This is a genomic window from Streptomyces sp. NPDC102441, from assembly GCF_044765585.1.
Taxonomy (GTDB): domain Bacteria; phylum Actinomycetota; class Actinomycetes; order Streptomycetales; family Streptomycetaceae; genus Streptomyces.
On the sequence record NZ_JBIWKH010000004.1, the window covers coordinates 137426 to 149615 of the forward strand.

Here is a 12190-nt window from a genome sequence, read left to right on the forward strand (position 1 = left end):
CGTACGTCAGGAGCTCGCGGTGCTGCCGGACGCCGTCGACCCGGCGTCCTCCGCCTCGGACTGCGCGGCGGCCCGCTGGATCGCGGCCTCCCGCCCCCGGACGTACCAGATGCCGATCAGGCCCAGTCCGGCGCCGGCCAGGCAGGCCCAGATCCACCAGGCGTGACCCCGGTCGTCGAACCAGCCGTAGAAGGGGACCTGCACGACGAAGAGGACGAACCAGAGGATCGTGCCGCCGGTGACGGTGGCGACGACGGGGCCCTCCAGGGGCTCGGGTGCCTCGTGCTTCGGTGTCCACTTCTCCATGCGGTCAGTCTAGTGCGGTGCGGGCAGGGACTCTGCGGGCCAGTCGGCCCAAGGGTCTACGCGCGGAGATAGCGATCTTTCGTTTATGTATTCATACTGAATCCGCTTGTGGATGACTCGATTCATTCGTGTGAACATCCAAAATTGACCGGTTTCCTCCCCCCGATGCACGACTGAAGGTCATACATGTCCTCCTCGGCCACCGCTCCGGTCGATCAGCCCCCGATGCCGCAGCAGCCTCACGGTGTCCTCGATCGTTACTTCAGGATCTCCGAGCGGGGGTCGACGGTCGCGCGCGAGGTCCGTGGTGGTTTCGCCACGTTCTTCGCGATGGCGTACATCATCGTGCTCAACCCGATCATCCTCGGCAGCGCGAAGGACATGTACGGGCACCAGCTCGACGGCGGCCAGCTCGTCACGGCCACCGTGCTCGCCGCCGCGTTCTCGACGCTCCTGATGGGTGTCATCGGCAACGTGCCGATCGCGCTCGCCGCCGGTCTCGGCGTCAACACCGTCGTGGCGCTCCAGCTCGCCCCCCGGATGAGCTGGGCCGACGCGATGGGCATGGTCGTCCTCGCGGGCATCGTCGTGATGCTGCTGGTCGCGACCGGGCTGCGTGAGCGCGTGATGAACGCCGTGCCGCGGTCGCTCCGCAAGGGCATCGCGATGGGCATCGGCCTGTTCGTGCTGCTGGTCGGCCTGGTCGACTCGGGCTTCGTCTCCCGCATCCCGGACGCCGCGCACACCACGGTGCCGCTGCAGCTCGGCAGCGACGGCCACCTCAACGGCTGGCCGGTCCTGGTCTTCGTCCTGGGCGTGCTGCTGACGCTGGGGCTGATCGTCCGCAAGGTGCCGGGCGCCATCCTGCTCTCCATCGTCGTCATGACGGTCGTCGCGCTGGTCATCCAGGCGGCTGTCGGCCTCCCGGAGGGCGCCTGGGGGCTGACGGTCCCGGAGTGGCCGGGTAATCCCGTCTCGTCCCCGGACTTCGGCCTGATCGGTGAGGTCAGCCTGTTCGGCGGCTTCGGGAAGGTCGGTCTCCTGACCGGCGTCCTCTTCGTGTTCACCGTGCTGCTGTCCTGCTTCTTCGACGCGATGGGCACCATCCTCGGCGTCGGCGACGAGGCGAAGCTGATGGACAAGGACGGTCATTTCCCGGGCATCAACAGGGTGCTGCTCGTCGACGGTGTCGCCGTCGCCGCGGGCGGTGCGAGCTCCTCCTCCGCGTCGACCTGCTTCGTGGAGTCCACGGCGGGCGTCGGCGAGGGCGCCCGTACGGGGCTGGCGAGCGTGGTGAGCGGACTGCTCTTCTCGGTGGCGCTGCTCCTGACGCCGCTGGCGACGATGGTCCCCTCGCAGGCGGCGACTCCGGCGCTGATCGCGGTCGGGTTCATGATCCTCGCGGGCAATGTGCGGGACGTCGACTGGAGCGACTTCACGCTCGCCATCCCGGCCTTCATGGCCATGCTGATGATGCCGCTCACGTACTCGATCACCAACGGCATCGGCATCGGCTGCATCGCCTTCAGCGCGATGCGCCTGGCGGCGGGCCGCGGCCGGGAGGTCCCGGTGGCGATGTACGTGGTGTCCGCGGTCTTCGTCTTCTACTACGCGATGCCGGCGCTCGGCCTCACGTAGGCGCGTACCGCCCGCACCCCTGTGGGGCGGAGCCCCGTCATGTGACCCGGTCGGCCGGGTCCGCGTGACGGGGCTCCGCCCCGTAGAACTTCTCCGTCTCGTCGACGGCCGCGTGGAAACGCTCGTCGAAATCGTCGCGGACGAGCGTCTGGACCACGTAGTCCTGGACGCTCATTCCACGTCTCGCGGCGTGCCGTCGGAGCCGGTCGAGCAGCTCACCGTCTATGCGCAGGCTGAGCACTGTCGATCCCATGCCAAGCAGGGTCGCGGCACACATGGCCCTTTCGCGCCTCTTTCCGCCTCAGACTCACTCGTTCGGGTGATCAGTTTCTCGCGCGTATACCACCGGCTGGTATTTAGCATAGCTAATGAGTTACGCTAAGGAACATGCCTGACCTGATCCACGACGGTGACAGTGCCGCCGCCGTGAGCTCCCTCCGCTCAGCCGTGATGCTGCTGGGCCGGCGCCTGAAGCACCAGCGCGTCGACGAGTCACTGAGCCCGACCGAGATGTCGGTGCTCGGCACACTCGCCCGTTGCGGTTCCGCCACCCCCGGTGAGCTGGCCCGCAAGGAGCATGTGCAGCCCCCGTCGATGACCCGCATCGTCGCGCTGCTGGAAGCGAAGGGCCTGGTCAGACTGGAACCGCACCCTGATGACCGTCGTCAGAAGATGGTCAGCCGGACCGAGCAGGCGGAAGCCATGCTCGCCGAGAGCCGCGACAAGCGGAACGCCTGGCTGGCCAACCTCGCCGAGGGCCTGGACGAGGAGGAGTGGGAGACGCTGCGGGCCGCCGCGCCCGTGCTGGAGAAGCTCGCCCACCTGTGACCCCGACGGGCGCCGTCGGACCATCCGGTCCGCAGCGCCCGCAGTCACGTCCCCGTCAGTAAGAACGCCGTATACGTCCGAGGAGGCGAACTCTTTTGAGTACGGGATCCGGAGCAGACTCCGCCCCCGCACCGACTTCCACCCACGAGAGCAAGACCGGCGGGACCTTCTCGTCGCTGAAGATCCGTAACTACCGCCTGTTCGCCACGGGCGCCGTGATCTCCAACACCGGTACCTGGATGTCCCGCATCACGCAGGACTGGCTCGTCCTGAGCCTCACCGGGTCCGCCGCCGCCGTCGGCATCACCACGGCCCTCCAGTTCCTCCCGATGCTGCTCTTCGGCCTGTACGGCGGCGTCATCGCCGACCGGCTCCCGAAGCGGCGTCTGCTGCTCATCAGCCAGGCGGCGCTCGGTCTGTGCGGCGTCGCGCTCGCCGTCCTGACCCTCTCCGGCGTCGTCGAGGTCTGGCACGTCTACCTGATCGCGTTCCTGCTCGGCATGGTGACCGTCGTCGACAACCCGGCGCGCCAGACGTTCGTCTCCGAGATGGTCGGCCCCGCGCAGCTGCGCAACGCCGTCAGCCTGAACTCGGCGAACTTCCAGTCCGCCCGGCTCATCGGCCCCGCCGTCGCGGGTGTCCTGATCACGACGGTCGGCAGCGGCTGGGCGTTCATGTTCAACGGGCTGTCCTTCATCGCCCCGCTCGTCGGCCTGATGATGATGCGTACGAGCGAGCTCCACGCGTCCGTCACGGTCAAGCGCGCCAAGGGCCAGCTGCGCGACGGCCTGCGCTATGTCTCCGGCAGGCCCGAGCTGATCTGGCCGATCGTCCTGGTCGGCTTCGTCGGCACGTTCGGGTTCAACTTCCCGATCTTCCTGACGGCCTTCGCGGACGAGATCTTCCACGGTGGCGCCGGGATGTACTCCTTCTTCAACATCCTGATGGCGGCCGGCTCCCTCGCCGGGGCCCTCCTCGCCGCCCGTCGCCGCTCCTCGCGGCTGCGGATGCTGGTGGCAGCGGGCACCCTGTTCGGTCTGCTGGAGGTCGCCGCGGCCCTGTCGCCGTCCGTCTGGCTGTTCTCGCTGCTGCTCCTCCCGATCGGCATGATCGGGCTGACGACCAACATCAGCGCCAACACGAGCGTCCAGATGGCGGCGGACCCCGAGATGCGGGGCCGGGTGATGAGCCTCTACATGATGGTCTTCGCGGGGGGGACGCCGGTCGGCGCCCCGATCGTCGGCTGGATCAGCGACACCTACGGCGCCCGGACCGGTATGGCGGTCGGAGGCGCGATCTCGATGGTGGCCGCGGTCGGTGTCGGCTTCATGCTGACGCGCGTCGGCGGTCTGCGCCTCAAGGTCGACCTGCGGCCGGGCCGCCCGCACGTGCGAATAGTTCCGCGCGAGCAGCTGGCTACGGCTGCCTGAGAGCGACTGAACATGCGGCTGCCCTCCTCCCCGGCCGGGGAGGAGGGCAGCCGCATGTTCAGTCGCGGGGGAAGTCGGAGGTCTCCAGGGTGAGGCCGACGACGGTCGCGGTGAGGTCGACGGGGGTGCCGAAGTCGAGGCGCAGCACGCTGCGGTACTCGTCGTCCTTGGGGATCGTGTGCAGGTGCCACGTGCCGGTGTACGGGTCGGCGATGAGGTAGACGGGCACGCCCGCGGTCGCGTACGTGGCCTTCTTCGAGCCGTAGTCGTTGGCGGCGGTGTCCTTGGAGATCACTTCGACGACGAACTCGATGTCCTGGTAGCGCCAGTGGCCCTTGGCGTCCTTGGCGGCCTCCTCGGTGAGCGCCACCACATCTGAGGCGAAGCCGTTCAGACGGCCCGGAAAGTCGATCCGCACGTCCGTCTTCAGCCGCTTGCGCGGGTAGGCGGCGCGAAGTTGCTCCAAGAGGTCGAAAATGATGTCCCAGTGTGTGTCCCGTTGCGGCGACATGAAGACGTTCCCCTCGACGATCTCGACCTTGAATCCCTCGGGGGTGGGCTCAAGCCACTCGAACATCATGTCCAGGGTGCGCTCGTCGCTGGTGTCGGCCATCTCGATCCTGTCGTCGACGACGGTCATCGTGCCGCTCCTCCCCGCTGCCGCACGGCGCGGGCAGCCGCGTAGTACAACGATAGGGTCGAACCGCAGGACACGCGGGGACGCTGGGACACTCGCCGCATGAGCAGCCAGAGACTCTTCGCCGCCGTCCTGCCGCCGGAGCCCGCCGCCGAGGAGCTGGCCAGGGCCGTAGCCCCGCTGCACGCGACCCCCGGGGCCGTGAACCTCCGCTGGACCGCCCGCGCGGGATGGCACTACACGCTGGCCTTCTTCGGGCACGTCGACGAGGAGCTGCTGCCCGAGCTGGACACCCGGCTGGAGCGGGCCGCGCACCGGACCGAGCCCTTCCCGCTCCGGATCCACGGCGGCGGCCGGTTCGACGGGAGGGCGCTCTGGGCGGGGGCGGCGTGCGGTCTCGACACCCTGCGGCTGCTGGCGCAGCGCGCGCATGCCGCCGCACGCAAGTCCGGGATTCCGATGGAGGAGCACCGCCGCTACACCCCGCACCTCACCCTCGCACGCAGCCGCGACCAGGCCGACCTGACCCCGTACACGGCGGCGCTCGAGGGCTTCGAGAGCATGCGCTGGGAGGTGGGGGAGCTCAGTCTCGTACGCAGCAATCCGCCCGTGGACGGGGTGCCGGGGGAGCAGCCGCGGTACGAGGTGGTGCGGGCCTGGCCGCTGGGGCGGTGAGCGGGGCGGTTACGCTCGTCGGGTGGACCCGAAGACCAGAAACCGCATCATGGCCGCCGTTCTCGTACTGATGTTCATCGCCGTCGCGGCAGCGTCCGCCCTCGGGGGCTGAGCCCGCCGAGGACGTACGCATGCCGGGCTACCAGGCGAAGTTCTCCGGCGACGGGCCCGGACCGGGGAAGATGGCGTCGAGGGCCGACAGCACCTCGTCCGACAGCTCCAGCTCCACCGCGCGCACCGCCGAGTCGAGCTGCTCCCGGGTGCGCGGGCCGGAGATCGGTCCCGTGACGCCGGGCCGGGTGAGCAGCCAGGCCAGGCCGGCCTCGCCGGGCTCCAGACCGTGCTTCTCCAGCAGGTCCTCGTACGCCTGGACCTGCGCCCGCACCTTCGGGTCGGCGAGCGCCTCGCCGGACCGGCCGGAGGTGGACCGGGCGCCGCCGCCGTCGCGCTCCTTGCGGATCGCGCCGCCGAGCAGCCCGCCGTGCAGCGGCGACCAGGGGATGACCCCGAGGCCGTACTCCTGGGCGGCCGGGATGACCTCCATCTCGGCGCCGCGCTCCATCAGGTTGTAGATGCACTGCTCGCTGACCAGCCCGTAGCTGCCCCGCTGCCGGGCCCGCTCGTTGGCCTGGGCGATCTTGTAGCCCGAGAAGTTGGACGAGCCCGCGTAGAGGATCTTGCCCTGCTGGATCAGTACGTCGATGGCCTGCCAGATCTCGTCGATCGGGGTGTCCCGGTCGACGTGGTGGAACTGGTACAGGTCGATGTGGTCCGTCTGCAGCCGCCTGAGGCTGGCGTCGACGGAGCGGCGGATGTTGAGGGCGGACAGCTTGTCGTGGTTGGGCCACGCCTCGCCGTCGGCCATGTTGCCGTAGACCTTGGTGGCGAGGACCACCTTGTCGCGGCGTTCGCCGCCCTGCGCGAACCAGGTGCCGAGGATCTCCTCGGTGCGGCCCTTGTTCTCGCCGAAGCCGTAGACGTTCGCCGTGTCGAAGAAGTTGACGCCCGCCTCCAGTGCGGCGTCCATGAGCGCGTGGCTGTCGCTCTCGTTGGTCTGGGGGCCGAAGTTCATCGTCCCCAGTACGAGGCGGCTGACCTTGAGTCCGGTGCGTCCGAGCTGCGTGTACTTCATGGATGCCAACCCAACTCCTTCGAGTGCGCTCGAAGCAAGGGGAGCCGCTCAGGCGCGCCGTGCGAAGCGGTCCAGCGCGGCCAGCACCGCCCGGGATGTCGCCGGGCCGCCGGTGTGGCCCGCGTCGTCGATCACCGTCAGTTCGGCGTCCGGCCAGGCCCCGGCAAGTTCCCAGGCGGTGATCAGCGGGCTGCCCAGATCGAAGCGGCCGTGCACCAGGACGCCGGGGATGCCCGCGAGGCGGCCGGCGTCGCGGATCAGCTGCCCCTCCTCCAGCCAGGCGGCGTGCGAGAAGTAGTGCGCGCAGATCCGGACGAGCGCCTGCTGGTCACGGCCTGGCCGCCCGCTGTACGGAGGGGGGCCGCTGTGCGCCTCCATGGACAGCACCGCCGGGTTCCCCGGTCATCCGGTGACCGAGAACGGGGTGTCGGGCCGGCTGTCGGTGTCCGATGCGAAGCGTCCGTCGTCACCCACCCTGGGGCACGGCGGACCGGGGCTGGACACGCGACGTCCCCCTGCTGGCTCATGAAGATCGTGGAGCCGATGAGGATACGGACCGGGGCGCGATGCGTGCCGCTCAATTCCCCTTGTCGTAGGCGGGGTTGTCACCCGTCTACGGGGCGATGGGCAGCCGGCGCTTGTGGTCGGTGAGGCGGTAGCGGCCGACGATCGTCTCGAAGGTCTGCTCGTCCACCGGCTTGCCTTCCAGGAAGTCGTCGATGGCGTCGTAGGTAACCCCGAGGGCCTGCTCGTCGGCCTTGCCCGGGGCGAGCGTCTCCAGGTCGGCCGTCGGCACCTTCCCGACCAGCTCGGCCGGTGCGCCCAGCGCCTCCGCCACGGCGCGTACCCGGCGCTTGGTCAGCCCGGTCAGCGGGACCAGGTCGGCGGCACCGTCCCCGAACTTGGTGAAGAAGCCGGAGACCGCCTCGGCCGCGTGGTCCGTGCCGACGACGAGGCCGCTGTGCGCCCCGGCCACCGCGTACTGGGCGATCATGCGCTGCCGGGCCTTGATGTTGCCGAGCACGAAGTCCTGGTGGTGGGGGTCGCGGAACGTCACGTCACCGGTGAGCAGGGACTCCTGCGTGGCATCGCTCGCGGGCTTGATGTCCACGGTCAGCACCTGGTCGGCACTGATGAAGGAGAGCGCGAGCTGGGCGTCGTGTTCGTCGGCCTGGACCCCGTAGGGGAGCCGCATCGCGTAGAACCGCGCCTCGTGACCCGTGGCCCGGGCCCGCTCCACGGCGAGCTGGCACAGCCGGCCCGCTGTGGTGGAGTCGACGCCGCCGCTGATCCCGAGCACCAGGGAGCGCAGCCCCGTGGTGGTGAGCCGCTCGGCGAGGAACGCCACACGGCGTTCGATCTCCTTCTCGGCGTCGAAGGTCTCCGCGACCCCGAGCTCGCGGGCGATCTCCTGCTGCAGGGCGACGGCCGCCGACTCGCTCACGTCTGTTCCTCGTTCCGGTTCACGATGCGCTGTTCCGTCCACCCTACCCAGGCCGCTCGCCCGCCCGCCCCGCGCCGGCGGAGCCCGGTCGCGGGACCCGTCAGCCCCTGACGGCCACGTGGTAGGCCGATGCCCACAGCGTCACCGCGGAGGCCAGGCCCACCGCGGCGCGCACGCTCCCGTCCGACAGGCCGGCCGCGATGAGCGCGAAGCCGAGGACCGCGACGGCACTCAGCAGCACGGCCGTCCCCTTGTACTGCCACTGGTCGTAGAGGCGCGCCAGCGGAAGGAAGTGCAGGCCGACCACCAGCGCGATGGCCGGCGGGATGAACGCGGGGTGGCCCGAGGCGTTGGACGCGGCGATCACCGCGAAGATCGCCGCGAGTTCGACGACGTTGACGATGCCTACCGAACGCGCCCAGTTCGCCGGCAGGTCCACCATGCGGGGCGAGGGGGCGGCGCCCTTGCGGTAGGCGAGGAAGAACGCCACCGCGGTGACCGGTACGGCGATGATCTCGACGGCCAGGGCCGCACCGGAGGCCGCAAGTCCGGATGCTCCGGCGAAGGCCCAGACGAGGGCGAACACCGACAGGACGGCGACGCCCCGGCGGCGCAGGGTCCGGGTGAGCGCGACGCACTCGTCGTCCGCGATCGAGGGGGTCGGGGGCGTCGGCTGGATCATCGGCCGAGAGTACAGCGGTCACGGTGCCCGCCCGGCGGATTCGGACCGGACGGCGAAGGCCTCCACTTGCGGAGCCTCTCCGTCCGGCCGGCGCCCCGGTCCGCCCGTTTCGGGGTGCGAGGACCAGTCGCCCGAGTGACCTCCTGTCCGCCGTGAAAGGCTGGGCGGAGTCCCACTTCGACCAGGGTCTTTCGTTTGGATCAGGCCCCGCGAGCCCGGCCTGGTCCAAACGAGAGGCCCCAGGTCCACGAGGTCCGTGAGCGATACGACGAGGAGGCCGCGGCGTGAACGCCATCCCGCAGGTCATGGCCGTGCTGGACGAACTCCTCGCATCCGCCGCCCCCGGAGAGCGCGGTGCCCTCTGGCACCTGGCCGAACAGGGCCGGGAGCTGGACGCCAACGTCGTGCGTCTGCCGCCGGACGCCGGGGTGGGCGAGCATCAGGAGGACGTCCTGGATGTGCTCCTCGTCGTCCTCGCGGGCGGCGGCAGTCTGCGTACGGGCGACGGCGACACCCTGGAGCTCGCCCCGACCACGGTCACCTGGCTGCCCCGCACCTCCCGCCGCGCCCTGGAGGCGGGGCCCGAGGGGCTGACGTACCTCACGGTGCACCGCCGGCGCCCGGGACTCACGATCAAGCCGGCCGTGCGGACTCCCGCGTACGAGGGCGGCGAGGCGCCCTGCCTGCTCGACCTGGTGTGCCCGGAGTGCGGGCGGCTGTCGGCGGACCGGGCGCCGGCGTTCTGCAGCGCTTGCGGGGAGGCGTTCCCGGAGCGCTGAGGGAGGCGCTCACGCCAGCGACAGGAACAGCTTCTCCAGGCGGGCGCGCATCCGGTCCTTGTCGGCGGGCGTCTGCCCCTCGTCGGCCAGGCACTGTTCGAGCCCCGCCGCGATGACGGAGAACCCCGCCCTGTCCAGGGCCCGGGAGGCGGCGGCCAGTTGTGTCACGACCTCCTCGCAGTCCCTGCCCTCCTCGATCATCCTGATGACCCCGGCGATCTGGCCCTGGGCCCGGCGCAACCGGTTGAGGACGGACTTCAGCTCATCGGCCGCCATGTCGAGCTGCATGGTTCCTCCCGCGTTCGGTGCACAGCCGCACGTGTATACCCAGGGGGGTATCGTATCCGGGGCCCCGCCTCCGCCGTGGGTGTACCCAGCGCCACCCCGGACTCGGGGGCGTACGCCCAATGTGCGCGCCTGCCCCCGTCCGTAGCGTCGTGGATGTGGCGCAGAGTGCGTCCGGGGAGCAGAGGGTGATGGCCATGGCCGATCGCAGACGACAGCCCACGAGCCGGAACGCCGAGGCCCTGCGGCTGGTTTCCGTGAGCAAGGTGTACGGAACAGGGGACAGCGCGGTGACCGCCCTGGACGGGGTGACGCTGAGCCTGTCGCGCGGGAGCTTCACCGCGGTCATGGGCCCCTCGGGTTCCGGGAAGTCCACGCTGCTCCAGTGCGCGGCCGGCCTGGACCGCCCCGACCGGGGGCAGATCCTCGTGGACGGTGAGGAGATGAGCGGCGGCGGCGAGGCGGCGCTCACGAGGTTCCGGCGGGACCGGATCGGCTTCGTCTTCCAGCAGTACAACCTGCTCCCCACCCTGACCGTCGAGGAGAACACCGCGCTGCCGCTCCGGCTCGCCGGCCGGAAGACGGACCGGGAGAGCATCCGCGCGGTCCTCACCCAGGTCGGGCTCGGCGACCGCCTGGGCCACCTCCCCGACGAACTCTCCGGCGGCCAGCGCCAGCGCGTCGCGATCGCCCGCGCCCTGGTCACCCGCCCCGCCGTGATCTTCGCCGACGAGCCGACCGGCGCGCTGGACACGCGCAGCGCACGCGACGTGCTGACCCTGCTGAGGGAGACCGTCCGCCTGCACGGCAGCACCGTCGTGCTCGTCACCCACGACCCGGTCGCCGCCTCCTACGCCGACTCGGTGCTCTTCCTCGCGGACGGGCGGCTGGCGGGGCACCTCTCCGCGCCCACCGCCGAGACCGTCGCCGAACGCATGACCCACCTCGGGGACCGCGAGGCCGGACGGCACGCGGACAACGACCCCCTGATGGAGGTGTGAGCCGTGCTGTTCCTCGCCATGCGTTCGGTCCGCAAACGCCCGGGGCGCTTTCTCGCGACGCTGCTCTCGGCGTTCCTCGGTGCCGTGATCATCATGACGTTCAGTTCCCTCCACGACACGGCGGCGGGCCCCGGAGTCGACAAGGTCAGCTCGGAGTCCATGACCATCTCCGCGAGCGTCGTCGGCGGATACGGTTCCCTCCTCGTCTTCTTCGCCATTGCCTCCACCCTCACCGTCAGCGTCCGCCAGCGCGCCGAGGAGATCCATCTGCTGCGCTGCACCGGGGCAACTCCCGCCCAGATCACGCGCATGGTCGTCGGGGAGTCCGCCGTCGTGGCACTCGTCGGCGCGGCGCTCGCCGTCGGACCCGCCGTGCTCGGCGGCAGGATCCTGCTCGACCTGTTCAAGGACAGCGGCCAGGTCGCCGCGAACGTGGATCCGGCCTTCGGCGCGATGGCCGTCGGCTCGGGCTTCGGTATCGCGTTCCTCGCCTCCGTCGGCGCCGCGTTCCTCGCCGTACGCCGCGCCACCAAGGCCGCCGCCGGAGCCCGCGGCCCGTCCCGCGGCCGGGGCCGCACCCTGGCGGGCTGCGCCGCGCTGGTGGCCGGGACCGGGGGGATCCTGACCACGTACGCCGTCGACAGCACCGAGGAGATGCTGATGGCGTTCCCCGCCTACGGGGCCATCCTGCTCTCCGTCGGCTTCGCCGTCCTCGCCCCGTCCCTGCTCGGCCGGCTTCTGGGACTGCTACGAGGCCCCCTGGCCGCCCTGGGCGGCGCGGGCGGTTACGTGAGCACCCGCAATCTGCGCCGACGAGGCGCGGAACTGGCCGGAGTGCTCATGCCGATGATCATCTTCACCGGCATGGCCACCGCCACCCTCTACATCCAGGGCGTCGAGAGCGACTGGGTCTCCAGGTCGGGCCTGGACAAGACGGTCGACGACAAGAACCTGGAGACCCTCAACCTGGTCGTCGTCGGCATCATCGTCGTCTTCTCCTGCATCATGCTCGTCAACAGCCTGTACGCCGCCACCTCCTACCGCAGCCGCGAGTTCGGCCAGCAGCGCCTCGCGGGAGCGACACCCGGCCAGGTCCTGGGCGTGGTCGGCTGGGAGGCGGTGCTCCTCACCCTGACCGGTCTGGTCCTGGGCACCGTCGCGGGAATCGCGGGGATTATCCCCTTCACGATGGTCCGCACCGACCAGGTCCTCCCGGACCAGGGGCCGGGCACCTGGCTGGCCATCATGGCCATCGCCGCCGTGGTCACCCTCGGCACGAGCCTCGGGACCGCCCGCAGGACGCTCCGCACGCCGGCGATCGACGCGGTCACCGCGGCCGCGTGAGCCGGTACG

14 protein-coding genes and 1 pseudogene are annotated in these 12190 nt (G+C 70.5%); 7 read left to right on the forward strand and 8 right to left on the reverse strand.

Annotated elements, in window-relative coordinates; genetic code table 11:
* Nucleotides 1-6 precede the first annotated feature (6 nt).
* The gene (locus ACIREO_RS09295; protein ID WP_404106890.1) at nucleotides 7-306 is read right to left on the reverse strand and encodes a DUF2530 domain-containing protein; all 300 of its coding nucleotides are present in this window, start codon (nucleotides 304-306) and stop codon (nucleotides 7-9) included.
* A gap of 186 nt (nucleotides 307-492) precedes the next feature.
* On the opposite strand from ACIREO_RS09295, the gene ACIREO_RS09300 reads away from it, so the two are divergent.
* A complete protein-coding gene (locus ACIREO_RS09300) occupies nucleotides 493-1944 on the forward strand; it encodes an NCS2 family permease (protein ID WP_404106891.1) in 1452 nt (483 codons plus the stop codon).
* 37 nt (nucleotides 1945-1981) lie between these two features.
* Here ACIREO_RS09300 and ACIREO_RS09305 read toward each other — a convergent pair whose 3' ends face one another.
* Complete coding sequence (locus tag ACIREO_RS09305) at nucleotides 1982-2197, reverse strand: hypothetical protein (protein WP_404106893.1); 216 nt, start codon at nucleotides 2195-2197, stop codon at nucleotides 1982-1984.
* A gap of 134 nt (nucleotides 2198-2331) precedes the next feature.
* Here ACIREO_RS09305 and ACIREO_RS09310 point away from each other — a divergent pair, with 134 nt between their 5' ends.
* Together ACIREO_RS09310 and ACIREO_RS09315 are read left to right on the forward strand one after the other, a co-directional pair.
* Nucleotides 2332-2772, forward strand: coding sequence for a MarR family winged helix-turn-helix transcriptional regulator (locus ACIREO_RS09310; RefSeq protein ID WP_404106895.1), 441 nt, complete (start codon nucleotides 2332-2334; stop codon nucleotides 2770-2772).
* A gap of 95 nt (nucleotides 2773-2867) precedes the next feature.
* Complete coding sequence (locus ACIREO_RS09315; protein WP_404106896.1) at nucleotides 2868-4202, forward strand: MFS transporter; 1335 nt, start codon at nucleotides 2868-2870, stop codon at nucleotides 4200-4202.
* A gap of 58 nt (nucleotides 4203-4260) precedes the next feature.
* Here the strand turns inward: ACIREO_RS09315 and ACIREO_RS09320 are convergent, their stop codons facing one another.
* A complete protein-coding gene (locus ACIREO_RS09320; RefSeq protein ID WP_404106898.1) occupies nucleotides 4261-4842 on the reverse strand; it encodes a Uma2 family endonuclease in 582 nt (193 codons plus the stop codon).
* A 99-nt stretch (nucleotides 4843-4941) separates the two neighbouring features.
* Between ACIREO_RS09320 and thpR the strand changes: the two genes are divergently transcribed.
* Nucleotides 4942-5514, forward strand: a complete 573-nt coding sequence (gene thpR, locus ACIREO_RS09325; protein ID WP_404106899.1) for an RNA 2',3'-cyclic phosphodiesterase — start codon at nucleotides 4942-4944, stop codon at nucleotides 5512-5514.
* 139 nt (nucleotides 5515-5653) lie between these two features.
* Here thpR and ACIREO_RS09330 read toward each other — a convergent pair whose 3' ends face one another.
* The 4 genes and pseudogenes from ACIREO_RS09330 to ACIREO_RS09345 form a co-directional block, all read right to left on the reverse strand.
* Nucleotides 5654-6646, reverse strand: coding sequence for an aldo/keto reductase (locus tag ACIREO_RS09330; protein ID WP_404106901.1), 993 nt, complete (start codon nucleotides 6644-6646; stop codon nucleotides 5654-5656).
* A gap of 48 nt (nucleotides 6647-6694) precedes the next feature.
* Nucleotides 6695-7036: pseudogene (locus ACIREO_RS09335) on the reverse strand (prolyl aminopeptidase); the annotation flags it as partial.
* Nucleotides 7037-7259: 223 nt separating this feature from the next.
* Nucleotides 7260-8090: an ammonia-dependent NAD(+) synthetase gene (nadE, locus tag ACIREO_RS09340; protein WP_404106903.1), complete on the reverse strand. Its 831-nt coding sequence runs from the start codon at nucleotides 8088-8090 to the stop codon at nucleotides 7260-7262.
* A gap of 100 nt (nucleotides 8091-8190) precedes the next feature.
* Nucleotides 8191-8772 (reverse strand): hypothetical protein, encoded by a 582-nt coding sequence (locus ACIREO_RS09345; RefSeq protein ID WP_404106905.1) that lies wholly within the window; start codon nucleotides 8770-8772, stop codon nucleotides 8191-8193.
* Nucleotides 8773-9056: 284 nt separating this feature from the next.
* Here ACIREO_RS09345 and ACIREO_RS09350 point away from each other — a divergent pair, with 284 nt between their 5' ends.
* Complete coding sequence (locus ACIREO_RS09350; protein ID WP_404106906.1) at nucleotides 9057-9551, forward strand: hypothetical protein; 495 nt, start codon at nucleotides 9057-9059, stop codon at nucleotides 9549-9551.
* 9 nt (nucleotides 9552-9560) lie between these two features.
* Here the strand turns inward: ACIREO_RS09350 and ACIREO_RS09355 are convergent, their stop codons facing one another.
* Complete coding sequence (locus ACIREO_RS09355; protein WP_404106907.1) at nucleotides 9561-9839, reverse strand: metal-sensitive transcriptional regulator; 279 nt, start codon at nucleotides 9837-9839, stop codon at nucleotides 9561-9563.
* A 194-nt stretch (nucleotides 9840-10033) separates the two neighbouring features.
* On the opposite strand from ACIREO_RS09355, the gene ACIREO_RS09360 reads away from it, so the two are divergent.
* The gene (locus ACIREO_RS09360) at nucleotides 10034-10837 is read left to right on the forward strand and encodes an ABC transporter ATP-binding protein (RefSeq protein ID WP_404106909.1); all 804 of its coding nucleotides are present in this window, start codon (nucleotides 10034-10036) and stop codon (nucleotides 10835-10837) included.
* 3 nt (nucleotides 10838-10840) lie between these two features.
* Nucleotides 10841-12181, forward strand: a complete 1341-nt coding sequence (locus tag ACIREO_RS09365) for an FtsX-like permease family protein (RefSeq protein ID WP_404106910.1) — start codon at nucleotides 10841-10843, stop codon at nucleotides 12179-12181.
* Nucleotides 12182-12190: the final 9 nt, after the last annotated feature.